Raw genomic sequence first — 26708 nt, forward strand, 5'->3', positions numbered from 1 at the left:
ACGACCTACGTCTTTACCTATGGCACCCGGCCCGCCGGCTGCCATGGTCGTGCTGCTTGAGCCACTGACAAGCAACGTTCCAGGCGCCCCGGGCCGACAGGCCCGGGGCGTTCTGGCATTCCGGGTCCGATCGCTTCGGGGGGCCGCACCCCACCAGGACACCAGGAGTCACGGAATGAACAGCACCGCCGTCGCCGCGAAGAAGCTCACCGGGAAGACCCTCACCGAGGAGACCGGCGCGCACACCGACGAGGCCGCCGCCCTGATCGCCGGAGCCCGCGAGCGCATCGATTCACTGGACGACCGGATCATCGGGCTCGTCCAGGAACGGATGGCCGTCTCGGCGGTCATCCAGGAGGCCCGGGTCACCTCTGGCGGCCGCCGGGTCAACCTCTCCCGCGAGATGGAGATCCTCGGCCAGTACCGGGATGCGCTCGGCAAGCCCGGCACCTCGCTCGCCATGACGCTGCTGGAGCTGTGCCGCGGCCGCGTGTGAGACCTGTGAGGCTGCCGCACCGGCCGCGGGGCTGTACGGACGTATCTGCGTTCGGGCCGACTCTCACCCGTACGGCGCGTGACCGGGCGCACGGTGACTTCGTTGGTCCCGGTGTCCGTGCCAGCCAGGGGCGGCTTTCGAAGAATCCACGCGTGGCTCCGTTGGAGCGTGTGGCGTACTGCAGGTACGCCGTGGGACCGCGCCCCAGCGTGCGTGACCGGTCGGCAGGGGACAGCAGCCCGGTCACCCCAAGAACGGTCGGCTTCGGGGACGCCCGGAGCCGACCGTATCCGGTCGAAACGGTTGTGCGGGGCGCAGCCCGTCCAGCACGACGCAAAGGGTAGGTCTCCCCCTCATATCGCACCACCCCTGACTTGGGTCGACACCACTCGTGCGCCCCCGGTACGCCGGGGCGCAGACCCGATGCACCACAGCCTGCGGCACTCCCCCGGCGCCGCTTCTCGGCACCGGCGCTGCCCTGACGTCGGTGCTGATCGACAAGGGCCCCATGGACCGGTTCGCGGCCCACGGGGCCCTTGGTCATGCCCTGATCCTTTTCGTGGCTGCCGTTTCTTGAAGGCACAGCGGGGCCGTCGCGTCAGCAGGGCGACGGCGGCGCACCACAGGTACCGGAGGGGCCACAGAGAGGGACGTGACGGGCGTCACATAAGGATTCTGTGAGGATCCGAACAACCATTACCCCGGACCACGGGTCATGCATGCAGAACAACGGCCCCACCCGTGACCCCACCACGCGGAAGGCCTGTCCCTGCATCCGTGCCGCACCGAAGCGGTACGCCGGACTTCCGAGGTCTTTCATGAAGCTTCGCCGCGCGATGGCGGTGGCCGCAGCCACTGCGGTCATAGCCCCCGCTGCCATCCTGGCCGCCCCGATCGCGTTCGCCGACGACACGGTCCCTGCGACCGAGACGACGTCCGCAGCGCCCACCGAGCCCGCTCAGACCGAGACGCCGTCCGCCGACGTCACCACCACCGCGCCCGCCGAGAGCACCTCCTCCTCGCCCGCCGAGGAGACCGAGGAGCCCGCGGGAGAGACGGGCGACCCCGCCGCGGACGCGTCGTCCACTCCCTCCGGGAGCACCACCCCGTCCGGCACGCCGTCCGGCTCCGTGACCCCGTCGGGCACCCCGTCCGAGTCCGAGGACCCGGAGGAGCCGGCGGAGTGCGAGAAGTCCGCCCTGGACATCTCGATCAACGGCCTGCCCGGCAAGATCGCCCGCGGCAGCGGCTGGCACGAGTTCAAGATGAACGTCTACAACTCGTCGAAGACGACCGTGCACGAGATCGACTACTTCGCGGGCGCCTCCTCCGACAAGGCCGGCGACGACCTGTTCAAGTCGAAGCAGGTCAGCCTCCAGGCCCTCGACCCGGAGACCAAGACGTGGGAGGACCTCAGCGAGGACGGCCGCGCGGTCGGCTACGTCGGTCAGTCCGACGAGATCCAGGCCGGTTACGAGGTCGACATCCCGCTCCGCATCAATGTGAAGTCGACCGCCCCGGTCGGCGCCGGTTTCACCCTCGGCGCCGGTCTGTACGTCGGCGACAAGGACTGCCTGGGCGTCAGCGACGTCGCGTACAAGTTCCAGATCGTGAAGTCCGGCGGCAGCGGCTCGACGCCGCAGACCGGTGGCTCCGCCCCGGTCCCGGCCGAGTCGCCGGCCTCCAACACGACGGGCAACGTCTCCGGCACGCTCGCCGAGACCGGTTCGTCCTCCGCAGTGCCGATGTTCGCCCTCGCGGGCGGCGCGGCCGTAGTGCTCGGTGCCGGTGCGATGTTCGTCGTGCGGCGCCGCAGGAACGGTGACGCCGCCGCGTAACGGGCGACATCACCGGTAGGCGTGAGGGGCTGCACTCGGAGGGGGGTGCAGCCCCTTTCCGCTGCCCTGCTTCTCCCCTACTTGTCCGCGCTCTTCTTCGGCGGAACCGCGGGCAGGCCCAGGAACGGCAGCTTCAGCGCGCCGAAGGCCTCCTTCGGCACCGCCGGCGCCTTCGGTTCGACCGCGGCCAGCCGCTCGTACGCCTCGCCCTGCGCCGGACGCGGGTCCGCCTCACCCTTGTTGGGCCAGAACGACATGGCCCGCTCCGCCTGCGCGGTGATGGTCAGCGACGGGTTGACGCCGAGGTTCGCGGAGACCGCCGAGCCGTCGACGACCGAGATGCCCGGGTGCCCGTACAGCCGGTGGTACGGGTCGATGACCCCCTCGTCGGCGCTCGCGCCGATCGGGCAGCCACCGAGGAAGTGCGCGGTGAGCGGGGTGCCCATGAGTTCCCCGACGTTCGACCCGGCGAACCCGTTGATCTCCTCGGCGAGCAGCGAGGCGCTGCGCGTGGCCTCCTCGATCTGGGTCGGGTTCGGAGCGCCGTGCCCCTGGCGGGCGGTGAGCAGGCCCTTTCCGATGCCGCCCGGCTTGCGGTACGTCGTCAGGGAGTTGTCCAGCGACTGCATGACGAGCCCGATGATGGTCCGCTCCGACCAGCGCCGGTTGGAGAGCGACCGCACGGCGAGGGCCGGATGCCTGGCCATGTTGCCGAGCCAGCCCAGCACCCGGCGGCCGCCGTACGGCACCTGCAGGATCGACATCGCGCCCATGGCGTTGGAGCCCTTGCCGTAACGGACCGGCTCGATGTGGGTGTTCTCGTCGGGGTGGATCGACGAGGTGATGGCGACGCCCTGGGTGAAGTCGGCCTTCGCGGTGCCGTGCTTCTTGCGGTAGCGGCGGTCGCTGGTCTGCGAGCCGACGAGCGCCTCGGAGTTGGTACGGGTCAGCTCACCGAGCCGCGACGACAGCCGGGGCAGCAGTCCCTGGTCCCTCATCGTGTGGAGCAGGGTCTGGGTGCCGTACGTGCCCGCCGCGACGACCACCCTGCGGGCGCGCAGCAGCGTCGGCTCGCCCTTCCTGCGGCGGTCCGTCGGGACGGTGGTGACGTGGTAACCGCCCTCCGGGTCGTCCGTGATCGCGACCACGGAGGTCATCGGGTGGATGACCGCTCCGGCCTTCTCGGCGAGGTGGAGGTAGTTCTCGTTGAGGGTGTTCTTCGCGCCGTGACGGCACCCCGTCATGCATTCGCCGCACTCGGTGCAGGCCTTGCGGGCGGGCCCCGCGCCGCCGAAGTACGGGTCGGCGACCGTCTCACCGGGCTTCGCCCTCGCCGTACCGTCGGCGTCCTTGCCGTCGCCGAAGAAGACGCCGACCGGGGCGAGGTGGAAGGTGTCGCCGACCCCCATGGCCTGCGCGGTCGCCTTCAGATGGACGTCGGACGGGGTCATCGTCGGATTGAGCCGGACTCCGAGCATCCGCTTGGCCTGGTCGTAGTACGGCGCCAGCTCGTCCTGCCAGTCGGTGATGGCGGCCCACTGCCGGTCCTCGAAGAACGGTGCCGGGGGTACGTACAGCGTGTTCGCGTAGTTGAGCGAGCCGCCGCCGACACCCGCCCCGGCGAGCACCATCACATTGCCGAGCAGATGCACGCGCTGGATGCCGAAGAGCCCGAGTGCGGGGGCCCACAGGTAGTTCTTGATGTCCCAGGAGTTCTTGGGGAGGGTGCCGGGGGTGAAGCGGCGGCCCGCCTCCAGGACCCCGACCCGGTACCCCTTCTCGGTCAGCCGCAGGGCCGACACCGCACCACCGAAGCCCGAGCCGACGACAAGGACGTCGTAGTCGTACGCCGCGTCGTCATCGGTCTCGTCGGCCGGTTCGGCCTGATTCTGGGCAGGGCTGTCCTGGGACATGGCTCTCCTCGGTACGAAAAGGGCAGAAGGTGCCGCGGTGTTACGGGGTCAGCGCAGGCGGAACGCCTTCATCGCCTTCAGGCTGCGGCTCATGAACGCCGCGTACTTCTCGTCGTCCATCCCGAAGGCCGGGGCGAGCGGGATCAGCCTCTGCTGGGCGACGGTCTGGGCCTCGGTGTACTTGAGGATGCCCTCGGAGCCGTGCCGCCGGCCGAGACCGGAGTCCTTCATGCCGCCCATCGGGGACTGCACGCTGCCGTACGCGGGGGCGTACCCCTCGTTGATGTTGACCGTGCCGGTGCGCAGCCGGGCGGCAACCTGGTGACCGCGCTTGGAGTCCTTGGTCCAGACGCTGGAGTTCAGGCCGTACGGGGTGGCGTTGGCGAGGGCGATGACCTCGTCCTCGTCGGAGAAGCGGTAGATGGAGACGACCGGGCCGAAGGTCTCCTGGGTGCAGACGGCCATCGGCGCCTCGACGCCGTCGAGGATGGTCGGCTCGTAGAACAGCGGACCGATGTCGGGGCGGGCGACACCGCCGGCGACGAGCATGGCGCCCTTCTCGACGGCCTCCGCGACATGCTGGGTGACGGTCTCCAGCTGGCGCTCGCCGACGAGCGAACCCATGTCGGCGCCGTACGCGAGGGAGTTGCCGAGCCGCATGGCCTTCGTGCGGGTGGCGAACCGCTCCACGAAGTCGTCGGCGACCGACTCGTGAACGTACAGCCGCTCGATGGAGATGCAGAGCTGTCCGGCGGAGGAGAAGCAGGCGCGGACGGCACCGGCGGCGGCCTTCTCCACATCGGCGTCCTCGAGGACCAGCATGGCGTTCTTGCCGCCGAGCTCCAGCGAGACTCCGACCAGGCGGGCGGCGGCGCCCTGGGCGACCTCGCGGCCGGTGCGCGTGGAACCGGTGAACGAGACGTAGTCGGCGTGCTTGACGACCTCGGGCCCGACGACCGGTCCGTCACCGAGGACGACCTGGAACACCTCGGCGGGCAGCCCGGCCTCGATCAGCAGGTCACGGGCCCAGAGCGCGGTCAGCGCGGTCTCCGTGTCGGGCTTCATCACGAGGGCGTTCCCGGAGACGAACGCGGGCAGCGCATCGCCGACGGAGAGCTCGAACGGGTAGTTCCACGGCGCGATCTGGCCGATGACACCACGCGGCTGCCGCAGCTCGGTGACCTTGGTCAACGTCGGAACGACACCGGTGTGCCGCTTCGGCTTCAGGTACGAGGCCGCCCTGCGCCCGTAGTGCCGGGCGGAGACGGCGACCGCCTGCACCTCCTCGTGGGCGTGCAGCCGGGCCTTGCCGGTCTCCAGCTGGATGAGGTCGAGGACCTCCGCCTGCCGCTCGAGCACGAGGTCGTGGAAGCGGAGGAGGACGGCGGCCCTGGTCCGGACGGGGGTGGCGGCCCAGGCGGGCTGGGCGGCGCGGGCCCGCTCGAAGGCGGTCGCGACGTCCTCGGGCGTGGACTCGGGCAGGTCGGCCAGCTTCTCCCCGGTGAACGGGGTGTGGTTCGCGGTACGGCCGGAGCCGACGACACCACGGGTCAGCTGGGCGATCACCTCGGGTGTCACCACATCGGCAGCCGTGCGCACACCCGCGGGGGCGGCGGCCACGGGGTTGGTACCGAGGGGGGCGGCAGAAGCCTGCGAATCCGTCGAGTCCGTCATGAGGGCGAGGGTATGTCCAGCCAACCGCTTTGGGTACCCGTCGGTAATAGGTTTTCACACTCCCCACAAACGAGCCAGTGATCACTGGCAACAAAGCCCCTGATCAGGGAGCTACTGTGGTTTGTGGCCGGTGGAATCCCGGCGGTCTCAGCCGGTGCCGGCCGGTGCGCGCCAGCCGCGCAGCATCGTGTCGAACCGGTCCCGGGTGGTGTCCCAGTCGTCGGCCGGACCCGTCATGTACAGCGCATACTCCGGGCCGCCCTCCTCGTCGTAATACATCTGGTCGATCGCGTGGCGCGGGCCCGGGTGGTCCTTGGACTCGGTCCAGGTGAACTCCCAGAGGGAGCCGGTCCGATCGCGGTAGTTGTGGGAGTGCAGGGTCTTGCGGTCGTACCCGGGCAGCCGCTGGATGAGGCGCGTCTCCATGTTCAGCATGTGCATGTACGAGTTCTCGAAGTCGGGCTCCGGGTCGACGCTGATCCGGATGTAGTGGTTGCCGTCGTCCGGGGTGTAGTCGACGTTCTGCCCGTCCGCCCGGCGCTTCCAGCCGTCCGGTACGAGCAGGCTGAACCCCTCGGGGTCGTCCACCCGGTGCCAGCCGTCGGGCACGACCGCGGTGGACGGTGCGCTCTTCGATGTCTCGGCCGAGGGCCGCGGCGAAGTGCTGCTGCCGTGCAGCGAACCGCTCCCGGCGGAGTCCGCCCCCGAGTTGTCGCCGTACTTCATCGCGGCCAGTCCGGCACCGCCGCCGACCAGCGCCGCGAGAGCGACGACCAGGATCGCCGCACGCCAACGACCGCGGCTGCGGCGGGTCACCGGAGCCGTGGCGGTGAACTGCGGGACGGCGGCGCGTGATTCCGCTCCGGTGCCGTCCGCGCCCATCGAGCGCAGAGCTTCCTCGGACACCCGCTGGGTCGGGACGTAGGCCTGCGCCGCCCGGGGTTCGCGCCCCTCCATCGCCTGCAGCAGCATCCGCTCCGTCTCGGCCGCCGACGGCCGGTCTGCCGGGTCCTTGCGGAGCAGGGCGGTGATCACCGGTGCGAGCGCCCCGGCCCGGGCGGGCGGCGGCGGTTCCTCGGTGACGACGGCCTGCATGGTGGAGATCGGGGACGTACGACGGAACGGCGAACACCCCTCGACCGCTGTGTAGAGCGTGGCGCCGAGGGACCAGAGGTCGGACGCGGGGCCGGGGTCGCCGCCCCGTACCCGCTCGGGCGCCAGATAGTCGATGGAACCGACCAGTTCACCGGTCCTGGTGATGGTCGAGTCGCCCTCTATCGCGGCGATCCCGAAGTCGGTGAGCAGCACCTGGCCGTCACGGGCGAGGAGTACGTTGCCGGGCTTCACGTCCCGGTGCAGCACACCGGCGCTGTGCGCGGCGCGCAGGGCGCTCAGGACATGGAGGCCGATCCTGGCCGCCTCGCGCGGTGCGATCTCGCCGCTCTCCTTGGCGGCGTCGGCGAGTGACGGTCCGTCGACGTACTGCATGACGATCCAGGGCCGGTTGTCGTACTCGACCACGTCATGGACGGTGACCACGCCGGGGTGGGTGATGCGGGCCGCCGCCCGGGCCTCCTTCTGGGTACGGGCATGCAGCACGACCCGGTCGGCCTCCGCGACGTACAGACCGGCGGTCAACTCCTTGACGGCTACGGTGCGGTGCAGCACCTCGTCGTGGGCACGCCAAACCTTGCCCATGCCTCCGCGCCCGAGGACTTCACCGAGCCGGTATCTTCCGGCCAGCACCAGCCCCGCGCCCGTTTCCTGTGATCGGTCCACTTGCCCCCGCCCCGTTTCCTTCGGCTGCCAGGTTACGGAGGGGAGGTACGGCCACGGAACCTCGGATCGCTCACGAGACCTCACTGTGATGCTTGTCGCCCGGCCGCCCGTGTTCCTGCCGACGGTTCAGGAAGTCACGCGGTAGGAGGAGATGGCCTGTTCGTAGATGGCTGTCACCTTGTCGCGCTCGCTGTCCGGACCGAGCACCTGGAGCACGTGGTAGCGGCCGTCGACGATCATCGCGAGGTTGCGGACGTACACCTCGCGCCCGGTGTCGTCCTGCCAGGTGAACTGGCCCTCCGCCATGGCCTGTCGACCGACGTCGATACGGCGCAGCCCCGTCGCCGAGGACCAGCTGGAGTCCCGGAAGGGCTGCAACTCCCGCTCCTTGTCGCGCTGGTAGACCAGCGGATCACCGCCGTGGGCCCGCACGGTGTCGCGCCCCGGCACGATCAGCAGACTGAACCCGTCGCTGCCGTACCGTATCTGCCGGTCCGCGTCGGCGGGGCTGCGCTGCCAGCCCTTCAGCACGCCGACCTCGAAGCCCTCCTCGTCCTTGCGCAGGGTGTATCCGGGGGCGAGCGCGACAGCGGAGCGGCTGGTCTGCGGCTTCTGGGTGCCGGGCGACGGCGACGACCGCGGCGACTGCGACGGCGGCTTCCCGTCGGACGTGCCGGGGGCGCCGGTGTCCGTAGCGGCCGGGGCCGATCCCTTCGAGTCGGATCCGGTGCCGGCCTTGGGCATGAACATCACGGCGTACGCGATGGCCGCGGCCAGGGCCAGCAGGATCAGCACGAGCAGCAGCCGCCCGAGCTGCCGTGGCGCACGGCCGTCACCCTGCTGCGGACGGGGCGGGGTGCGCAACGCCTTGGGCCCCTTGGGCTCACGCGGAGCCCTGGGCGCTCTCTCCACCCGTGACCGCTCATACCGGTCGGGCCTCTCCCTCGTCTGGCGGTGGCGGCCGTGCGCCGAGGCACTGCCCAGCCGGCCGCGGCGCTTACGGACCAGCTCGCCCCGGCGGCGTACGACGGGCAGCCGGGTGTCGTCGACGGACGGCAGGGGCACGACATCGAGACCGGCCTCGGGCTCGGGCGCCGACCGTACGAGAGAGCGCAGCCAGCCGCGCAGCTCCTCGAAGTCCGGCCGCTCGGTGGGGTCCTGGCGCAGCAGCGACTCGACAACGGGGCGCAGCGGACCGCACTCCTCGGCGAAGGCGGGCGGCTCGCCGCAAACCATCTGGACGAGCTCGGCCGCGTTCTCCTCGGGGTACGGGGCATGGCCCTGGACGGCTCGGTAGAGCAGGGCGCCGAGCGCCCAGAGGTCGGTGGCCGGGCCGATGGGCGGCGCCAACTGCCAGTTCTCGTGGACCGGTCCGGCCTGCTCGGGCGCCCAGCGCTCGGTGACCGCACCGACGACGGCGATCCGGGTCTGCCGGGCGCGCTCGGCGGCCAGGGTGGTGGCGGGGCCGCGGTAGGCGGAACTCCCACGGTCACCGGCGACGATGTCGTCCCAGCGGCCGGAGGCGGCCTTCTGCGGTTGCTGATGCCCGCGTTCCGCTGCGGAGGTGGTGCCGTGGCGTCGGGCGTCGGCGCGCAGAGCGTCTTCGTTGGAGCCCCCGGCCGGAACGGGGCGCCCGAAGTCGGCGCCGTCGCCCCAGGTGCCGGTCAGGTGCAACCGCCGGCCGGGCGGCCCCTGCCCACGGTGACCGCCGTTGCCGTCGTCGCCCCTGTCGCTGCCGTACGGGACGCCGTACTCGTTGTCGTCCTCCTCGTCGCCCTCGTCGTCGTACGGGTCGTCGGCGGTGGGGCCCCAGCCGCCCGTCGGCTGCACCCGGCCGGTGTCGGGCCGTCCGGGGCGCTGGACGGGAAGGATGCCGCTCTCCTCCGCTTCCGCCGGCTCACTCGTCCCGGCCTGTCGCCGGTCCTCGCTGACACGTGCGGCGGCGCGAGTGCCCGCCTGGTAGGCAGCGATGGCTCCGGCCCGTGCGGCCCGCAACTCCGCGGCGCTGCCCGTGCCGTGAACGTCGGGGTTCGGCGGCCGTCGTACGGCTTCCAGCTCACCGGCGGGGTGGCGCGAGGCCGGCAGCCCGACCGGATCGACGGACTCGACCGGGTGATCGATGGCCTCGCCCGGCCCGGCGATCCCGACCGGCCCGGCGGGCGGCAGCGACGCGGTGGGCGGAACGTACGGACCGGTCGGGCCCGACTCGACCGCGGGCCGCCCGTACGCGTCCTCGTCGTCGGGCTGCGGCGTCGGCACGTACCCGCACAGCGCCTCCTCCGCCGCCCCGGCCGCCAGGCCGGTCAGCACGACGCGTCCGTCGTCGCAGATCAGCACCGTACGGACGGTGATGTTCCGGTGGGTCCAGCCGTGCGCGTGCAGCACCCGCAGGGCCATCAGCACATCGGAGCCGATCTCGGCGGCCCGGTACGGATTCAGCGGCCGCTCGGCGAGCAGCGCGGCCAGCGGGCGGGCTGCGACCAGTTCACTCACGATCCAGAGCGACCCGTCCTCGGCGAACACATCGAAGACCTGGTCGAGCCTCGGATGGTCGGGCACCTGGGCGGCGGCCTGCGCGGCCTCGATCGCGCGACGGACCGCGGGGTCCGTGGACCGGCGCACCGCCCGCCCGGTGGTCCGCCGGGCGGCCGAGGGCAGCCCGTCGGCGTCGAGCACCTCGGCGTCCACAACCTCCGGCAACGGCAGCTGGCGCACCAGGACTTCCTGGCCGCTGGCCGTGTCGAACGCCCGGGTCTCGACCAGTTCGTACTCGTCCGAAGGGGGCAGCGGCAGGCGGTAGCGGTCGGCAAGCACCCGACCCGCATAGTCGTCCACGACGCCTCCCCAGAGCGCGCTGTCCCCCGGCCACGAACCCCGTACCAACCCGTCAATTGCGGTCACTTACCGTGCAATTGACCTATGCATTCGGCTGCGTACGGTTCTCAAGCTCTCACAATACGTGGCAAGTGCCGGCCGTGCGGCAGGGTCGCCGCAACCCGGCGCTCAGTCCTTGGGCTTGAACGTGGCGAAGGCCGTCTCGCGCAGTGTCCGGCACTCCTTGCTGTTCCACTCGCTCGCCTTGCAGCTGATCATGATCGAGTAGCCGTGCGTGTCGTCGGCCCGGAAACCACGGTTCAGTACCCGGATCCGCTGGCCCTGCTGCGTACGCTCGAACTCCCAGTCGGCGACAGTCGGGTAGCCGTTGTACTCGACCTTCCTTATCCCGAGGTGCCGGTAGCCGTCGCTGCTGGCGGCGACCGCGCTCCTCGCGGCGTTCCAGGCGGCAGCGGCGTCCTTCCCGGGAGAGCTGTTGTAGTCGATCTGGACGCGCGGGAATCCACCGCCGACGGCGTAGATCTGGCCCGAGTTACTGCCCGCGATCTTGTAGCGCGTGAAGTTCTTGGGCATCGCCATCGTGAAGTGGAACTGCTTGTTGGTGACCGTTCTGTACCCGTCGGGCAACGCGTCGCCGGCCTTCGAACTCCCGGTCCCGGAGTCGTCCGACCCCTTGCCCGAGTCGTCGTCCTTGCCCTTGCCCTCGCCCTTGCCCTCGCCCTGATCGTTGCTCGGGTCCTGGCCCTGGTCCTTGCCGCTTGCGTCGCCCTCGCCCGTGTCGGCGGAGGCGCCGGCCGCCGAGGCGGAGGTGCCGCCCTTGCCGGAACCGCTGCTCCCGCTGCCCTTGTCATCCCCACCCAGCGTGAGCGCAAGGACCGTGCCGAGCACGGCGAGCGCGATGACGACCGCAATGATCACCAGGGTGCGGCGGGGCACCACGTCCGTGATGGATGCCCGGACCGGCGCGTTCGACGACCCGCCCGGACGCTGCGGGGGTACGCCACCGACGCCGGAGGCCGGCGAAGCCGTGGGCCGGGCCGGAGCCGAAGGAGCGGTCCGCGGCGCAGTCGAAGCCGCAGAAGCGGAAGCAGTGGTCGTCGAGGCGGCAACAGCCACACCCGCACCGGCGCCCGGCGCCGCCTTCGCGTTCCGCACGGAACGCAGCGCGCCGCGCAGGCGGTCACGCGCGCCCTCCCCGGCCTCCGCGAGCTTCGAAGCCCCCTTGGTGCGGGGGGCGGCGACGCGGCCGGGCAGCGCCATCACCTGGGTGGAGTCGGCCGGCGGGGGCACCACAGGGGCGGGCTTGTCGGGTGCGTGGATCACATCGTTGAGCAGGGCCCGCGCACCCGCGTCGTCGAGCCGCTGCTCCGGGTCCCTGGCGAGCAGACCGTAGATGACCTCCTCCAGCGGACCCGCGTTCTTCGGCGGGTCGAGCGGCTCGGTCATCACCGCGGTCAGGGTCGCGATGGCCGACCCCTTGTCGTACGGCGGGCAACCCTCGACGCTCGCGTACAGCAGTCCGCCGAGCGACCACAGGTCGGCGGGTGGTCCGGGCTTGTGCCCGCGGGCGCGTTCCGGCGAGATGTACGAGGGGGCACCGACGAGCATGCCCGTCGAGGTGACGGACGGGTCGCCCTCGACCTGTGCGATGCCGAAGTCGGTCAGGACGACCCGGCCGTCCTCGGAGATCAGCACGTTGGACGGCTTCACATCGCGGTGCAGAATGCCCTCGCGGTGCGCCAGACGCAGCACGTCGAGGATGGCAAGGCCGACCTCGGCCGCGCGCTTCGGCGTCAGCACACCGTCCTCGCGCACCACCTCGGCAAGCGACTTGCCCTCGATGAGTTCCATCACGATCCATGGCCGGTCGTCCTCGTCGACCACGTCGTAGACCGTCACCGCACCGTTGTTGCGGATCCTGGCGATCGCCTTCGCCTCGCGCAGTGTGCGAGTGATCAGCCGGCGCTTCTCGTCGTCGTCGATGGCCGACGGGAACCGCAGCTCCTTGACCGCCACCGTGCGGCCCAGCGTCTCGTCGACGGCACGCCAGACCGTGCCCATACCGCCCCGGCCCAGCACCTCCCCGAGCCGGTACCTACCCGCAAGGAGACGTCCATCCGTGTCCCGTTGGGGCTCCCGTGCCTGCTCCGCCTCCGACATGCGTCCCCTCTGCGATCAACCCGCCCTGGCAGAGCGTTCATTGTCCCTCACCCCGGGACCGGTCATGGTGCCGGGTCCGTGGTCCGTCATGATGTGGCCGGAGGAAGGGACTCCCCGCCATGCCGATAATCAGGTCGCTGCTCATCACCCCGTTGGTGATAACGCTGCTCGGCCTCGGAACGGCGAGCCTGCCCAGCGAACCACATCTGACTCCCGCAGCCTCCTACCTTCCCCGGCTCGTCGCCCAGGGCGGTGCTCCGACTGCGGCCCTTCTGGCCCATCGGGCCTCCACCGCCCCGTACGACACCTACCGTTCGACAGGCCCCGGCATCCGGCGGCAGGACCGGTTCCGGGCAGGCAGCATCACCAAGACCTTTGTCGCCACGGTCGTCCTCCAACTCGCCCGGGAGGACAGGCTGCAACTGTCGGACACCGTGGACCGGCATCTGGCAGGACTGGTCCGCGGACACGGCAACGACGGCCGCCGCATCACCCTGCGCGCCCTGCTCACCCACACCAGCGGCCTGTACAACTACACGGCCGACACGGACGCCCACCCCGTCACCGCCACCGACGCCGTCCGTGTGGCCATCGCTCACCGTCCCACGAGCACCACCGGCGGTTTCGCCTATTCCAACACCAATTACGTCCTGCTCGGCCTCGTCGTTCAGCACGTCACCGGACACAGCTACGCCACCGAGATCCGCCGCCGCATCATCAACCCCCTCCATCTCACCGGCACGTCGCTCCCCGGCGCCCGCACCGGGCTCCCCGCACCACACGGCCGCGGCTACTCCCGTGACCCGGCCGACGGCAGCCTCCGCGATGTCACCGTCCTCGACCCGCGCACCGCGGGCGCCGCGGGCGAGCTCATCTCCACACTCGCCGATCTGAACCGCTTCTACGCTGCCCTGCTGGGCGGGCGCCTGCTCCCGCCCGCCCAGCTCCACACCCTGCTGAACACCGGTACGGCGGACGGGATCTATGGCATGGCCATCTATCCGCAGAGGCTCTCCTGCGGTATCACCGTCTGGGGCCATAACGGCCATATAGCGGGCAGTTACGTCCGCACGGCCGCCACCCGCGACGGCCGGCACACCCTGACGTTCCGCATCAACACGGACAGCCTGTCCGATGCGACGCTCGAACCGGCCCTTCTCGACGCCGAATTCTGCCGACCTCACCAGGGGCCCTCCGGCGCGCCACGGCCGGGCCGCGGACCGGCTCAGATCGGCACGATGTCCGGTGCCCCGAGCCGCGCCGCATCCGCCGTCTGATCGTCCGGCTGGCGCTGCGACTCCCGCTCCGCCTGCACCCGCTTCTCGTAGTGCTCCACCTCCCGCTCGATCTGGCTCTTGTTCCACCCCAGCACCGACCCCATCAGCTCCGCGCAGAGCCTCGCGCTGCGGATGCCCCGGTCGAAGGTCTCGATGGAGATCCGGGTCCGCCGCGTCAGTACGTCGTCGAGATGGCGGGCCCCCTCGTGCGAGGCGGCGTAGACGATCTCGGCCTTCAGGTAGTCGTCCGCCGCGGGCAGCGGCTCGCCGAGCGAGGGGTCGGCGACGATCAGATCGAGGATCTCCTCGGTCATGGATCCGAACCGGTTCAACAGATGCTCCACTCGGGCGACATGGAGCCCGGTGCGGGCTGCTATCCTCGCCCGCGCGTTCCACAGGGCCCGGTATCCCTCTGCGCCCAGCAGCGGGATGTCCTCCGTGACACAGTCCGCCACCCGCTGGTCGAGGCCGTGGACCGCCTCGTCGACGGCGTCCTTCGCCATCACCCGGTATGTCGTGTACTTGCCGCCCGCGACGACCACGAGTCCCGGCAGCGGATGCGCCACCGTGTGCTCGCGCGAGAGCTTGCTGGTCGCGTCCGACTCACCGGCCAGCAGCGGACGCAGCCCGGCGTAGACACCCTGAACGTCATCCCTGGTCAGAGGGGTGGTCAGGACCGAGTTGACATGCTCAAGCAAGTAGTCGATATCGGCGCTGGAAGCCGCCGGATGAGCCTTGTCCAGGTCCCAGTCGGTGTCCGTCGTCCCGACGATCCAGTGGCGCCCCCACGGGATCACGAACAGCACGGACTTCTCGGTGCGCAGGATCAGACCGGTCGAGGAATGGATGCGGTCCTTCGGGACGACCAGATGAATGCCCTTGGACGCCCGGACATGGAACTGTCCGCGCTCGCCGATCAGCGCCTGGGTGTCGTCCGTCCACACCCCGGTGGCGTTGACCACCTGCTTGGCCCTGACCTCGTACTCCCCGCCCGCCTCGACGTCCTCCACCCGCGCGCCGACGACCCGCTCGCCCTCCCGCAGGAAGCCGATCACCCGCGCCCGGTTCGCCACGTGCGCGCCGTAGCCGGCGGCCGTGCGCACCAGCGTCGCCACATAGCGAGCGTCGTCCATCTGGGCGTCGTAGTACTGCAACGCTCCGACCAGTGCGTCCTTCTTGAGCGCGGGCGCGACCTGCAGGGCACGGCGGCGGGAGAGATGCCGGTGCACGGGCAGCCCGCGACCGTGCCCCGACGACACCGACATCGCGTCGTACAGCGCGACACCCGAACCGGCGTAGAGCCGCTCCCAGCCCTTGTGCTGCAGCGGATAGAGGAACGGCACGGGCTTGACCAGGTGCGGGGCCAGCCGCTCCAGCAGCAGCCCACGCTCCTTCAGCGCCTCCCGTACGAGCGCGAAGTCGAGCATCTCCAGATAGCGCAGCCCACCATGGATCAGCTTGCTCGACCTGCTCGACGTGCCGGAAGCCCAGTCGCGCGCCTCGACCAGTCCGGTCGAGAGTCCTCTTGTGGCCGCATCCAGCGCCGTCCCGGCGCCGACCACGCCCGCTCCCACGACCAGCACGTCCAGTTCGCGCTCGGCCAGCGCGGCGAGCGCCTCGGCACGCTCCGCGGGTCCCAGTGTCGCTGTCCTCACTGCTGCCTCCCGGTAGATCGGGGTGGTCCGGCACAGGGATGCGGTCCGACCGCGGGGTCGGGTGCCCGTGCCCACCACTCGATTCTGTCCGCGGTCCGCGACTTCAGCCACCGCCTGTGGACAACACCCCGTAGACGAGAGCCACACAATGCGACATATAGGTCATATTTACGCCTAGTGTGACATTGCACTGTCCCCAGCGGTTGCGCTTTCTGCCTTCATGGTCTTAGGGAAGGACGGCCACCCACATGCCCGCAGACCTCGCCATCATCGGACTCGGTCACCTCGGCCTGCCCCTCGCCCAAGCCGCCGTCGCCGCCGGTATCCAGACCGTCGGCTACGACACCGATCCCCGCCCGTTCGCCGAGCTCTCCGCCGGCCGCACACCCGTCGAGGGCTCACTCGCCGCTTCGGAGATCCGCCGGATGCTCTCGGGAGGCTTCCGGCCCACCACCGACCCGGCCGAGCTCGGCCGGGTCCGTACCGCCGTGATCTGCGCGCCCACCCCCCTCGGCGCCGACCGCACCCTCGACCTCACCGCCGTCGGCGACGCCGCCCGCGCCCTCGCCGCCCGGCTGCGCCCGCACACCACCGTCCTGCTCGAATCGGCCGTGCCCCCCGGCACCACCGAGAACTTCGTGCGCCCCCTCCTCGAAGAGGGATCGGGGCTGCGCGCCGGCCGCGACTTCCACCTCGCGTGCTCCCCCAGCCGCCTCGACCCCGGCAATCGCACCCACGTCTACAGCAACACCCCCAAGGTCATCGGTGGCCTCACCCCGGCCTGCACCGAATCGGCCGCCACCTTCTACGGCCGGCTCACCGACAAGGTCGTACGGGCCCGCGGGCCGCGTGAGGCCGAGATGACGAAGGTCCTGGAGACCAACTTCCGACACGTCAACATCGCGCTGGTCAACGAGATGGCGGTGCTCTGCCACGACCTCGGCGTCGACCTCTGGGACGTCATCCGGTGCGCCGAGACCAAGCCGTTCGGTTTCCAGCCGTTCCGTCCGGGCCCCGGCGTCGGCGGCCACTGCCCCCCGGTCGACCCGGGCTTTCTCCCGTACAGCAGCCGCACCCCCGGCCATCCGCTGCGAATGGTCTCGCTCGCCCAGGAGATCAACGACCGGATGCCGAGCTACGTGATCCAGCGCTGCGCCACCCTGCTGAACGAACACGGCAAGTCCGTCCGCGGCGCCCGGGTCCTGCTCCTCGGCGTCACCTACAAGCCGGATCTCGCCGACCAGGAGGCCTCCCCCGCCCGGGAGATCGCCACCCGGCTGATGGACATGGGTGCACAGATCGGCTACCACGACCCGCACGTCCTGGACTGGCGCGTCCGCGAACTGCCGGTGCCGCGCGCGGACTCGCTGTACGAAGCCGCGTCGAGCGCGGACCTGACGGTGCTGCTCCAGCACCACCGTACGTACGACCTCCAGGGCCTCGCCGTGAAGGCCCAACTCCTCCTGGACACCCGGGGCGCCACCCCGGCAGGAGCGGCGCACCGGCTGTGAGGGCGGTCCCCCCAAGGATTTCGGTGGGCGATGTCGGAGACGGCTGCTAGCCTGCGGCGTCACTTCTCGCACAGTCGTGCGCTTCCGTCCCAGGGGGGATCCAGCACCATGAGTCAGCCCGTGCCGCCGCCGAACCAGCCGCAGCAGCCGTACGACGCCCAGCCCGGCGACGGCAACCCGTTCGCCGCCCAGCAGCCCGGCCAGCCCGGTCAGCCCGGCGTCCCGACCGGCAACCCGTTCGCCGGTCAGCAGCCCGGCCAGCCCGGCCAGTTCGGTGGCGCGCCGTTCACCCCGGCGGCTCCCGCCCGCAACAACGTGGCCCTCGGCCTGCTCGCCGCGGTCGTCGCCGCCCTCGTCGCCGCCGGCATCTACGGCGGGATCATCGGCGCCACCAAGCACGAGATCGGCTACGCGGCCGTGGGTGTCGGATTCCTCGTCGGCCTCGCCGCGGGCAAGGTCGGCGGCCGCAACCCCGTGCTGCCGGTCCTCAGCGCGGTGCTCGCGCTGGTCGGCGTCTACTTCGGCCAGCTGCTCGGTGTGGCCATGATCAACAAGTCGGACAGTGTGCCCCTCTCCGAGGTCTTCCTCGATCACTTCAGCGAGCTGAACTCCCTGTGGAAGGCCGACATCGACCCGATCGCCTTCCTCTTCTTCGCTCTCGCCGCGTTCGCCGCGTTCTCCGGCGCCAAGAAGGCCGCAGGCTGATCCGGCTCATACGGGAGGGCCCGGACCGCTTGTGCGGTCCGGGCCCTCCCGTATGTCCGAGAAAAATCAGCGGCGGTGCTGCGAGTCCGCCACCGTCACCTCGACGCGCTGGAACTCCTTGAGGTCGCTGTACCCCGTCGTCGCCATCGCCCGGCGCAGCGCACCGAAGATGTTCATCGAGCCGTCAGGGGTGTGCGAGGGGCCGGTGAGGACCTCCTCCGTCGTGCCCACGGAGCCCAGGTCCACCAGCTTGCCGCGCGGCACGTCCTCGTGGACCGCCTCCATGCCCCAGTGCCGGCCGCGGCCGGGCGCGTCCGTCGCACGGGCCAGCGGGGAGCCCATCATCACGGCGTCGGCGCCGCAGGCGATGGCCTTCGGCAGGTCGCCGGACCAGCCGACGCCGCCGTCCGCGATCACGTGCACATACCGGCCACCGGACTCGTCCATGTAGTCGCGACGGGCCCCGGCCACATCCGCGACCGCGGTCGCCATGGGGACCTGGATACCGAAGACGTTGCGCGTGGTGTGCGCGGCGCCGCCGCCGAAGCCGACGAGGACACCGGCCGCACCGGTACGCATCAGGTGCAGCGCCGCGGTGTACGTGGCGCAGCCGCCGACGATCACCGGGACGTCCAGCTCGTAGATGAACTGCTTGAGGTTGAGCGGCTCGGCCGCGCCCGAGACGTGCTCGGCGGAGACCGTCGTACCGCGGATGACGAAGATGTCGACGCCCGCGTCGACGACGGCCTTGGAGAACTGGGCGGTGCGCTGCGGCGAGAGCGCGGCGGCGGTGACGACACCGGAGTCGCGCACCTCCTTGATGCGCTGCCCGATCAGCTCCTCCTGGATCGGCGCGGCGTAGATCTCCTGGAGGCGGCGGGTCGCCGACTCCACGGGCATCTCGGCGATCTCGTCGAGGAGCGGCTGCGGGTCGGCGTGCCGGGTCCACAGGCCTTCGAGGTTGAGGACGCCGAGACCACCCAGCTCACCGATCCGGATCGCGGTCTGCGGGGAGACCACGGAGTCCATCGGAGCGGCCAGGAACGGCAGCTCGAACCGGTAGGCGTCGATCTGCCACGCGATCGAGACCTCCTTCGGGTCGCGGGTGCGACGGCTCGGCACGACGGCGATGTCGTCGAAGGCGTACGCCCGGCGGCCGCGCTTGCCGCGCCCGATCTCGATCTCAGTCACGATGGTGTGGCCTTTCAGTTCCCTAGGCGTACTGTCTGCGTTTTCCAGTATCCCCGACACACAGGTGAGGGGCGGTTCCAGTACGCCCGGACCGCCCCTCACCTGTTCTGTTGCGTTACTTCCTGCTGTAGTTCGGCGCTTCGACCGTCATCTGGATGTCGTGCGGGTGGCTCTCCTTGAGCCCCGCCGAGGTGATCCGGACGAACCGGCCGTTGGCCTGGAGCTCCGGGACGGTGCGGCCGCCGACGTAGAACATCGACTGGCGCAGACCGCCGGTGAGCTGGTGGACGACCGCGGAGAGCGGGCCGCGGTACGGAACCTGGCCCTCGATGCCCTCGGGGACCAGCTTCTCGTCGGAGGCGACGCCCTCCTGGAAGTAGCGGTCCTTGGAGAACGACTTGCGGTCGCCACGCGTCTGCATCGCGGCGAGCGAACCCATGCCGCGGTACGACTTGAACTGCTTGCCGTTGATGAAGAGCAGCTCGCCCGGGGACTCCTCGCAGCCCGCCAGCAGCGAGCCGAGCATCACGGTGTCCGCACCGGCCACCAGGGCCTTGGCGATGTCTCCGGAGTACTGCAGGCCGCCGTCGCCGATGACCGGGACACCGGCCGCCTTGGCGGCGAGCGACGCCTCATAGATCGCGGTGACCTGCGGAACGCCGATGCCGGCGACCACGCGGGTGGTGCAGATGGAGCCGGGGCCGACGCCCACCTTGATGCCGTCGACGCCCGCGTCGATCAGCGCCTGGGCGCCGTCACGGGTGGCGATGTTGCCGCCGATGACGTCGACACCCGACGCGTTCGACTTGATCTTGGCGACCATGTCGGAGACGAGACGGGAGTGGCCGTGCGCGGTGTCGACGACGATGAAGTCGACGCCCGCCTCGACGAGTGCCTGGGCCCGCTCGAAGGCGTCGCCCGCGACACCGACGGCGGCTCCGACCAGCAGCCGGCCTTCCCTGTCCTTCGCGGCGTTCGGGTACTTCTCCGCCTTGACGAAGTCCTTGACGGTGATGAGGCCCTTGAGAACCCCTGCGTCGTCGACCAGCGGAAGCTTCTCGATCTTGTGGCGGCGCAGCAGCTCCATGGCGTCCACGCCGGAGATGCCGACCTTGCCTGTGACGAGCGGCATGGGCGTCATGACCTCGCGCACCTGGCGCGAACGGTCCGGCTCGAAGGCCATGTCACGGTTGGTGACGATGCCGAGGAGCTTGCCCGCCCCGTCGGTCACCGGCACGCCGCTGATGCGGAACTTGGCGCACAGCTCGTCGGCCTCGCGCAGGGTCGCGTCTGGGTGCACCGTGATCGGGTCGGTGACCATGCCGGACTCGGAACGCTTCACCAGGTCGACCTGGTTGGCCTGGTCAGCGATGGAGAGGTTGCGGTGCAGCACACCGGCGCCACCCTGGCGGGCCATGGCGATCGCCATGCGGGCCTCGGTGACCTTGTCCATCGCGGCGGACAGCAGCGGGATGTTCACCCGCACGTTCTTCGAGATGTACGAGGAAGTGTCGATCTGATCGGGCGCCATGTCGGACGCGCCGGGCAGCAGCAGCACGTCGTCGTATGTCAGCCCGAGCGACGCGAATTTCTCGGGCACTCCGTCGACGTTTGCAGTCATGACACCTTCCCCAAATGGCCTTGATCGGTGCGGATGTCCATGCTAACGGCCTCCGGGGGTGTCTCATTCCACGAGCAAGATCACCTAGAGGTTCTGTAGCTTCGTACGGAACTCCGTTTCGGGGTGAAGCCGGTGCTGCTCACTGCTCGGCGAGGGCCCGCAACCTGCTCAGCGCACGGTGCTGGGCGACCCGGACGGCGCCCGGCGACATGCCCAGCATCTGCCCGGTCTCCTCGGCGGTCAGACCGACGGCGACCCGCAGAACCAGCAGCTCGCGCTGGTTCTCCGGGAGGTTGGCAAGGAGCTTCTTGGCCCAGGCGGCATCGCTGCTGAGCAGCGCACGCTCCTCGGGCCCGAGCGAATCGTCCGGCCGCTCCGGCATCTCGTCGGAGGGCACGGCGGTCGATCCCGGGTGCCGCATGGCGGCGCGCTGGAGATCGGCGACCTTGTGGCCGGCGATGGCGAAGACAAAGGCTTCGAAGGGTCTGCCGGTGTCCTTGTAGCGCGGCAACGCCATCAGCACCGCGACACAGACCTCCTGCGCCAGGTCCTCCACGAAGTGGCGGGCATCACCGGGCAGCCGGTTCAGCCGGGACCTGCAGTAGCGCAGCGCGAGGGGATGGACATGGGCCAGCAGATCATGGGTGGCCTGCGCGTCGCCGTCGACGGCACGGTGCACCAGAGCACCGATCACCGTCGTCTCGTCGTCGCGCATCGGACCATGGTGCCTCGGTGCCGCTTCATCCGTGGCACCGCGTCCGTAGTTGTGCACCGAAGCGTTATGAGCGGGTGCGCCGGAAGTCATGTCCTGCGCCCTCCCCTTCCGCTCGACCGAATCGTTCCCGAGGAACTCCACATCTCAAGGATGCGGCATCGGCCGGGAAGCGTCACATACCGCGGGGCACCGGCTCCCGATCTGCGGCCCGGCGCCCCCGTCGCCCCGCCCGCCGGAGGGCGGACGGGGAGACCCCCTACCGGCCATCGCCGGTCATCAGCGCACCAGGCCCCAGCGGAAGCCGAGCGCCACGGCGTGCGCCCGGTCCGAGGCGCCGAGCTTCTTGAAAAGCCGCCGGGCGTGCGTCTTCACCGTGTCCTCGGAGAGGAAGAGCTCGCGCCCGATCTCCGCGTTGGAACGGCCGTGGCTCATCCCTTCGAGCACCTGGATCTCACGTGCGGTGAGCGTCGGCGCCGCACCCATCTCGGCCGACCGCAGCCGACGCGGGGCAAGCCGCCACGTCGGATCGGCCAGCGCCTGGGTGACGGTCGCCCGCAGCTCCGCGCGGGAGGCGTCCTTGTGCAGATATCCGCGGGCACCGGCGGCGACCGCGAGCGCGACACCGTCCAGGTCCTCGGCGACGGTCAGCATGATGATCCGCGCCCCGGGGTCGGCGGAGAGCAGCCGCCGGACCGTCTCCACACCTCCCAGACCGGGCATGCGTACGTCCATCAGAATGAGATCCGAACGGTCGGCACCCCAGCGGCGGAGAACTTCCTCACCGTTGGCCGCCGTCGTCACACGCTCGACGCCGGGCACGGTCGCGACCGCGCGACGGAGCGCCTCTCGGGCAAGCGGGGAGTCGTCGCAGACGAGGACGGATGTCATGACCGTCCTCCGCAGCTGATGCGCGTCACCTTGAGCCTCCAGGCTGAATACAAGTCGTCACCTGTGCGGTTGACACTCTCGGACATCTGCCCGATCGCTTTTTCCGTCAACCGCCTCCGCCCTCTCAACGATGGTCACTCGAAAGAGTTACGGGTCCGACGACCAGGTTCGGCACTCTACGTGAGGAGTCGCACACGGAGGAGAACGGCGCGGATTGTCCAGTCGTCAATCGAAGCTTCACCTGAAGGTATGCCCCATTTAGCGGGTTTTCTTCCCTTTTGCTGGTGTCTGTGGATAGATTCGCAATCAGTCATATTTACATCTACTTACACCGTAGATGTACGGTCATGAGCACGGTCACCGACGAACGACTACCGCGTAGCCGACTCAGCATGGTTTCGAGGGGACAAGCAATGGCAGATTTCTCCCGCCTTCCCGGACCCAACGCCGATCTGTGGGACTGGCAGCTGCTGGCGGCCTGCCGTGGGGTCGACAGCTCACTGTTCTTCCACCCGGAGGGTGAGCGCGGAGCGGCCCGGAGCGCCCGCGAGAACTCGGCGAAAGAGGTCTGTATGCGATGCCCGGTACGCGCCGAGTGCGCAGCGCACGCCCTGGCCGTGCGTGAGCCCTACGGAGTGTGGGGCGGACTGACCGAGGACGAGCGCGAAGAGCTCATGGGACGGGCCCGCAACCGACTGATCGCGACAGCAGGGGCTCCATCGGGGTTGTCCGCCCCTTCAGGGCACGGCTGACCCTCGAACCGCGCAGAACAATCGAAGAAACGTTCCTGCACTCCCTAGCGGGCGGCCGCCAGGGAAAGCTGGTCCAGCGTGGCCGCCACGGCCGGGACCTGCGCCAGGTCCGGGAGCGTCAGCGCGACGATCTCACGCTCGACCGCCGGCTCCACCGTCACGGTGCGGGCCCCTTTGGGACGTACCGACTCGATCGCCAGTTCCGGCAGCACGGCCACCCCCAGACCGGCGCCGACCAGGCCGATCACCGCCGGGTAGTCGTCGGTGGCGAAGTCGATCCGGGGGGTGAAACCGGACTCCTCGCAGACCTCCACCAGTTGACGGCGGCAGCGGGGGCAGCCCGCGATCCAGGACTCGTCGGCCAGTTCACCGATCCCCACCGCATCCGCGTCGGCCAGCCGGTGCCCGTCGGGGACGAGGCCGATCAGGCGGTCGGTGAGCAGCGGACGTACGACCAGGTCGTCCCATTCGGGGCCCGAGGTGCCGTAGCGGAACGCCAGCGCGATGTCGCAGTCCCCCTCCCGGAGCATCTCCACCGAGCGCGGCGGCTCGGCCTCGACCAGGGAGACCCTCGTACCGGGGTGGGCCGCACGCAGGGCGGCGAGGGCGCCGGGAACCAGGGTGGAGCTGCCGCTGGGGAACGAGACGAGCCGGACCCGGCCGGCCCGCAGCCCGGCGATCGCGGCGACCTCCTCCTCGGCGGCGGTCAGCCCGGCGAGGATGCCGGAGGCGTGACGTACGAGCGCATCACCCGCCTGCGTGAGCCGCATCTCGCGACCTGTGCGGATGAGCAGCGGGGTGCCCGCGGAGGACTCCAGGGCCTTCATCTGCTGGCTGACCGCGGGCTGGGTGCAGCCCAGTTCACGCGCGGCGGCGGAGAACGAACCGGTGGCGGCCACGGCGCGCAGGACACGGAGATGACGGGCTTCGATCACCTTTCAACCATAAGGCCCTCTTGGGGCGGACGCCAGTAACCGACCTGTGACTTTGAGACCGGGTGGTTACCGTTGGCCCCTATGAAGCCGATGAAGTTGCTGACTGTGAATGTGGGACGGCCCAAGGCGGTCGACTACACCGACGCTCACGATGGCGTCACCGGGATCGACAAGCGGCCGGCCGACGGCCCGGTACGGGTCACCGATCCCGGCCCCAAGGGCACCGGTGGCAGCGGCGTGGCCGGGGACGCGGTCTGCGACCGGCGCCATCACGGCGGCACCGACCAGGCCGTGTACGCCTTCGCCCGCGAGGACCTCGACGCCTGGGAGAGCACGCTCGGCCGCACGCTGGCGAACGGCGCGTTCGGCGAGAACCTGACGATCTCCGGACTGGACGTGAGCGGCGCGAAGATCGGCGAGCGCTGGCGGATCGGCCCCGACCTGGTGCTGGAGGTGACCTCCGGCCGGATTCCGTGCCGAACGTTCGCCGGTCACCTCGACGAGAGCCGCTGGGTCAAGCGGTTCACGGAGGCGGCCGCTCCGGGTGCCTACCTGCGAGTGGTCGAGCCGGGCGAGATCCGTGCCGGGGACCCGGTCGAGATCGTGCACCGGCCGGACCACGACGTCACCGTGCAGCTGGAGTTCCTGGCCGCGACGACGCGCCGGGAGCTGCTGCCGGAGCTGCTCCCGGCCCGGGACGCACTCCATCCCCGGACGCTGCGCTCCGCCCTGAAGTACGTGGAGTCGAGGACCGCAGGCGAGTGACCCCGGCGGCGGGCGTGGCACTAACGTGCCGCGTATGACGACTGCACTGATTACGGGCGCGACCGCGGGGATCGGGGCCGCCTTCGCACGACGGCTCGCGGCCGAAGGGCACAACCTGGTGCTGGTGGCGCGCAACACCGAGCGGCTCCGGGAGCAGGCAACCGAACTGCACGACCTGCATGGCATCGAGGCCGAGGTGCTGACCGCCGATCTGTCCGAGGACGACGGGATCGCCTCGGTCGAGGCGCGATTGACGGACCGTCGGCAATCCGTCGATCTGCTGATCAACAACGCCGGGTTCGGCAACAAGGGCCGCTATCTGGAGGTGTCGATGGCCGATGAGCTGAAGATGCTGAAGGTGCACTGCGAGGCGGTGCTGCGGCTGACCTCGGCGGCCGCGGCCGGAATGAAGGAGCGCGGGCGGGGCGGGGTCGTCAATGTGGCCTCGGTGGCGGCGTTCGTACCGCGCGGGACGTACGGCGCGTCCAAGGCCTGGGTCGTGCAGTTCACCCAGGGCGCGGCGAAGGATCTGGCCGGGTCGGGGGTGCGGCTGATGGCGCTCTGCCCCGGCTTCGTACGGACCGAGTTCCATGAGCGGGCGGGGATGGGGACCGGCAACATCCCGGGCTGGATGTGGCTCGACGCGGACAAACTGGTGGCGACGGCGCTGGCGGATCTGGCGCGCGGCAAGTCCCTCTCGATCCCGGACGCGCGGTACAAGACGCTGATGGGGCTGGTGAAGGTGGCGCCGCGCGGCCTGCTCGGAGGGGTCACCTCCAAGACCGGCCGCAAGTACGGGCCCCAGTGAGCGGGTTCTTGTCGGATGCCGCGGCCCGCGCGGGCGCCGATGTCGGGGGCGGCGGGCTTCGGCTTGTTGCCGAACCGGTCCTCGCCGCCGTTGTTCTCGATGACGGGGCCGGCGGCGAGGGCGGGCGAGTCCGGGCCGCGCCGGAGGTCGCGGCGCGGCTCCGGGTCCTCGGTGATACGCCGGGGCGCGTAGCACCACGCCGGATGTGACGGATCTTCACCTTCCGTCCGGGATGCCGCCGTTGCACTGCCTGCCGAATGCGCTGTCGTCTCCGCATGTCGCACCGTCGCCCAGTGCCGGGTGGCACCGGACGACGGGCCAGGCGCTGGACGGGATGGCGCGGTTCGCGACCGGTCCGCCCTTCGCGAAACCGGTGCCCATCGAGAGGCCTGAATCACTCGGTCCGACCGCTCCACCCGAACCGTCATGAACCCCGTATCCCAATAAAATGGAACCATCCCATCCAGGCTCGTGAGACCGGGAGACACCATGAGATTCGTACAAGTAATCGACTGCAAGACGGAGCGGTTCGATGACATGGACCGCCTCATGGACGAGTGGGTCGAACAGACCAAGGGTTCCCGGACCGCCACTCACAGTCTGATCGGCAAGGACCGCTCCGACGGGGCCCACTACGTGGAGATCGTCGAATTTCCCTCGTACGAAGACGCGGTGGCGAACTCCAAGCTTCCGGAGACCGACCGGATCTTCCAGGAAATCGTGGCGCTCTGCGACGAGACGCCCACCTTCATCGATCTCGACGTGGTCCGCGACGAACAGTTGAACCAGACACTGTCCCGCAGGTTCTTCCACGAGATCGCCGTCGGCGGCAATCTGGACGCCATCGACGAGGTGTTCGCGCCCGACTACGCCGACCACGACATCGCGAAGGAAGAGGAGACCGTGATCGGGTCCGGCAGCCTCCGGGACGATCTCATCGGATGGCGGGCCGCCTTCGACTTCTCCTTCGACCTGGACCGGCAGATCTGCGAGGGCGACGACGTCGTGACGCTGTGGACCTGGACCGGCACCCACAAGGGCGACTTCATGGGCATCCCGCCGACGGGCAGGCAGTGCATCATGACCGGCACCACGATCTTCCGGTTCAAGAACGGCAGGATCCAGGAGGGCTGGTGGCACGAGGACGTCATGGGCCTGATGCGCCAGCTCGGCGCGGTCGACTGAACCGC

At 70.2% G+C, this 26708-nt stretch carries 20 protein-coding genes; 9 read left to right on the forward strand and 11 right to left on the reverse strand.

The window, feature by feature from the left end:
* The first annotated feature begins 175 nt into the window (after positions 1-175).
* Together OHA03_RS09970 and OHA03_RS09975 are read left to right on the forward strand one after the other, a co-directional pair.
* Positions 176-496, forward strand: coding sequence for a chorismate mutase (locus OHA03_RS09970; RefSeq protein WP_267002868.1), 321 nt, complete (start codon positions 176-178; stop codon positions 494-496).
* A gap of 818 nt (positions 497-1314) precedes the next feature.
* Positions 1315-2334, forward strand: a complete 1020-nt coding sequence (locus tag OHA03_RS09975) for an LAETG motif-containing sortase-dependent surface protein (RefSeq protein WP_267002870.1) — start codon at positions 1315-1317, stop codon at positions 2332-2334.
* Positions 2335-2411: 77 nt separating this feature from the next.
* Here OHA03_RS09975 and OHA03_RS09980 read toward each other — a convergent pair whose 3' ends face one another.
* The 5 genes from OHA03_RS09980 to OHA03_RS10000 form a co-directional block, all read right to left on the reverse strand.
* Positions 2412-4247 carry a GMC oxidoreductase gene (locus OHA03_RS09980; RefSeq protein WP_267002872.1) on the reverse strand — a complete coding sequence of 612 codons (1836 nt, stop codon included), beginning with the start codon at positions 4245-4247 and terminating at the stop codon, positions 2412-2414.
* A 48-nt stretch (positions 4248-4295) separates the two neighbouring features.
* Complete coding sequence (locus OHA03_RS09985) at positions 4296-5921, reverse strand: succinic semialdehyde dehydrogenase (protein WP_267002874.1); 1626 nt, start codon at positions 5919-5921, stop codon at positions 4296-4298.
* 147 nt (positions 5922-6068) lie between these two features.
* Entirely contained in the window at positions 6069-7700 is a 1632-nt protein-coding gene (locus tag OHA03_RS09990) for a serine/threonine-protein kinase (protein ID WP_267002876.1), read from the reverse strand.
* 126 nt (positions 7701-7826) lie between these two features.
* Positions 7827-10535, reverse strand: a complete 2709-nt coding sequence (locus OHA03_RS09995) for a protein kinase (protein ID WP_267002878.1) — start codon at positions 10533-10535, stop codon at positions 7827-7829.
* A 168-nt stretch (positions 10536-10703) separates the two neighbouring features.
* Positions 10704-12695, reverse strand: a complete 1992-nt coding sequence (locus OHA03_RS10000; RefSeq protein WP_267002880.1) for a serine/threonine-protein kinase — start codon at positions 12693-12695, stop codon at positions 10704-10706.
* Positions 12696-12814: 119 nt separating this feature from the next.
* Here OHA03_RS10000 and OHA03_RS10005 point away from each other — a divergent pair, with 119 nt between their 5' ends.
* Positions 12815-13972, forward strand: a complete 1158-nt coding sequence (locus OHA03_RS10005) for a serine hydrolase (RefSeq protein ID WP_267002882.1) — start codon at positions 12815-12817, stop codon at positions 13970-13972.
* On the opposite strand, the gene OHA03_RS10010 is transcribed toward OHA03_RS10005, so the two are convergent.
* Positions 13921-15627: a glycerol-3-phosphate dehydrogenase/oxidase gene (locus OHA03_RS10010; RefSeq protein WP_267002884.1), complete on the reverse strand. Its 1707-nt coding sequence runs from the start codon at positions 15625-15627 to the stop codon at positions 13921-13923. The two genes, OHA03_RS10005 and OHA03_RS10010, sit on opposite strands and share 52 nt — an antisense overlap.
* Positions 15628-15875: 248 nt before the next feature.
* Between OHA03_RS10010 and OHA03_RS10015 the strand changes: the two genes are divergently transcribed.
* Both OHA03_RS10015 and OHA03_RS10020 read left to right on the forward strand, forming a co-directional pair.
* Positions 15876-17138, forward strand: coding sequence for a nucleotide sugar dehydrogenase (locus OHA03_RS10015; protein ID WP_267002886.1), 1263 nt, complete (start codon positions 15876-15878; stop codon positions 17136-17138).
* Positions 17139-17246: 108 nt separating this feature from the next.
* Positions 17247-17843 carry a hypothetical protein gene (locus OHA03_RS10020; RefSeq protein ID WP_267002888.1) on the forward strand — a complete coding sequence of 199 codons (597 nt, stop codon included), beginning with the start codon at positions 17247-17249 and terminating at the stop codon, positions 17841-17843.
* Positions 17844-17909: 66 nt separating this feature from the next.
* On the opposite strand, the gene OHA03_RS10025 is transcribed toward OHA03_RS10020, so the two are convergent.
* From OHA03_RS10025 to OHA03_RS10040, 4 genes are all read right to left on the reverse strand, one after another.
* The gene (locus tag OHA03_RS10025; RefSeq protein ID WP_030914322.1) at positions 17910-19034 is read right to left on the reverse strand and encodes a GuaB3 family IMP dehydrogenase-related protein; all 1125 of its coding nucleotides are present in this window, start codon (positions 19032-19034) and stop codon (positions 17910-17912) included.
* 115 nt (positions 19035-19149) lie between these two features.
* Entirely contained in the window at positions 19150-20655 is a 1506-nt protein-coding gene (guaB, locus tag OHA03_RS10030; protein WP_267002890.1) for an IMP dehydrogenase, read from the reverse strand.
* A 139-nt stretch (positions 20656-20794) separates the two neighbouring features.
* Positions 20795-21370, reverse strand: a complete 576-nt coding sequence (locus OHA03_RS10035; protein ID WP_030084428.1) for a sigma-70 family RNA polymerase sigma factor — start codon at positions 21368-21370, stop codon at positions 20795-20797.
* A 276-nt stretch (positions 21371-21646) separates the two neighbouring features.
* Positions 21647-22258, reverse strand: coding sequence for a response regulator transcription factor (locus OHA03_RS10040; protein WP_003948568.1), 612 nt, complete (start codon positions 22256-22258; stop codon positions 21647-21649).
* A gap of 413 nt (positions 22259-22671) precedes the next feature.
* On the opposite strand from OHA03_RS10040, the gene OHA03_RS10045 reads away from it, so the two are divergent.
* A complete protein-coding gene (locus OHA03_RS10045) occupies positions 22672-23010 on the forward strand; it encodes a WhiB family transcriptional regulator (RefSeq protein WP_267002893.1) in 339 nt (112 codons plus the stop codon).
* Between the two features lie 44 nt (positions 23011-23054).
* Here the strand turns inward: OHA03_RS10045 and OHA03_RS10050 are convergent, their stop codons facing one another.
* Positions 23055-23945: a LysR family transcriptional regulator gene (locus tag OHA03_RS10050; RefSeq protein WP_267002895.1), complete on the reverse strand. Its 891-nt coding sequence runs from the start codon at positions 23943-23945 to the stop codon at positions 23055-23057.
* Between the two features lie 90 nt (positions 23946-24035).
* On the opposite strand from OHA03_RS10050, the gene OHA03_RS10055 reads away from it, so the two are divergent.
* The 3 genes from OHA03_RS10055 (at position 24036) to OHA03_RS10065 (ending at position 26703) form a co-directional block, all read left to right on the forward strand.
* A complete protein-coding gene (locus OHA03_RS10055; protein ID WP_267007995.1) occupies positions 24036-24710 on the forward strand; it encodes an MOSC domain-containing protein in 675 nt (224 codons plus the stop codon).
* A gap of 34 nt (positions 24711-24744) precedes the next feature.
* Positions 24745-25518, forward strand: a complete 774-nt coding sequence (locus OHA03_RS10060) for an SDR family oxidoreductase (RefSeq protein ID WP_267002897.1) — start codon at positions 24745-24747, stop codon at positions 25516-25518.
* A 489-nt stretch (positions 25519-26007) separates the two neighbouring features.
* Positions 26008-26703, forward strand: a complete 696-nt coding sequence (locus OHA03_RS10065) for an ester cyclase (protein ID WP_267002899.1) — start codon at positions 26008-26010, stop codon at positions 26701-26703.
* The last annotated feature ends 5 nt before the right edge of the window (positions 26704-26708 follow it).

It is taken from the genome of Streptomyces sp. NBC_00154 (assembly GCF_026342835.1).
Taxonomy (GTDB): Bacteria; Actinomycetota; Actinomycetes; order Streptomycetales; family Streptomycetaceae; genus Streptomyces.

Coding starts and splice junctions, on each gene's coding strand:
- OHA03_RS09970 (WP_267002868.1), top strand. CDS start 176: ATGAACAGCACCGCCGTCGCCGCGAAGAAGCTCACCGGGAAGACCCTC.
- OHA03_RS09975 (WP_267002870.1), top strand. CDS start 1,315: ATGAAGCTTCGCCGCGCGATGGCGGTGGCCGCAGCCACTGCGGTCATA.
- OHA03_RS09980 (WP_267002872.1), bottom strand. CDS start 4,247: ATGTCCCAGGACAGCCCTGCCCAGAATCAGGCCGAACCGGCCGACGAG.
- OHA03_RS09985 (WP_267002874.1), bottom strand. CDS start 5,921: ATGACGGACTCGACGGATTCGCAGGCTTCTGCCGCCCCCCTCGGTACC.
- OHA03_RS10000 (WP_267002880.1), bottom strand. CDS start 12,695: ATGTCGGAGGCGGAGCAGGCACGGGAGCCCCAACGGGACACGGATGGA.
- OHA03_RS10005 (WP_267002882.1), top strand. CDS start 12,815: ATGCCGATAATCAGGTCGCTGCTCATCACCCCGTTGGTGATAACGCTG.
- OHA03_RS10015 (WP_267002886.1), top strand. CDS start 15,876: ATGCCCGCAGACCTCGCCATCATCGGACTCGGTCACCTCGGCCTGCCC.
- OHA03_RS10020 (WP_267002888.1), top strand. CDS start 17,247: ATGAGTCAGCCCGTGCCGCCGCCGAACCAGCCGCAGCAGCCGTACGAC.
- guaB (WP_267002890.1), bottom strand. CDS start 20,655: ATGACTGCAAACGTCGACGGAGTGCCCGAGAAATTCGCGTCGCTCGGG.
- OHA03_RS10035 (WP_030084428.1), bottom strand. CDS start 21,370: ATGCGCGACGACGAGACGACGGTGATCGGTGCTCTGGTGCACCGTGCC.
- OHA03_RS10040 (WP_003948568.1), bottom strand. CDS start 22,258: ATGACATCCGTCCTCGTCTGCGACGACTCCCCGCTTGCCCGAGAGGCG.
- OHA03_RS10045 (WP_267002893.1), top strand. CDS start 22,672: ATGGCAGATTTCTCCCGCCTTCCCGGACCCAACGCCGATCTGTGGGAC.
- OHA03_RS10055 (WP_267007995.1), top strand. CDS start 24,036: ATGAAGTTGCTGACTGTGAATGTGGGACGGCCCAAGGCGGTCGACTAC.
- OHA03_RS10060 (WP_267002897.1), top strand. CDS start 24,745: ATGACGACTGCACTGATTACGGGCGCGACCGCGGGGATCGGGGCCGCC.
- OHA03_RS10065 (WP_267002899.1), top strand. CDS start 26,008: ATGAGATTCGTACAAGTAATCGACTGCAAGACGGAGCGGTTCGATGAC.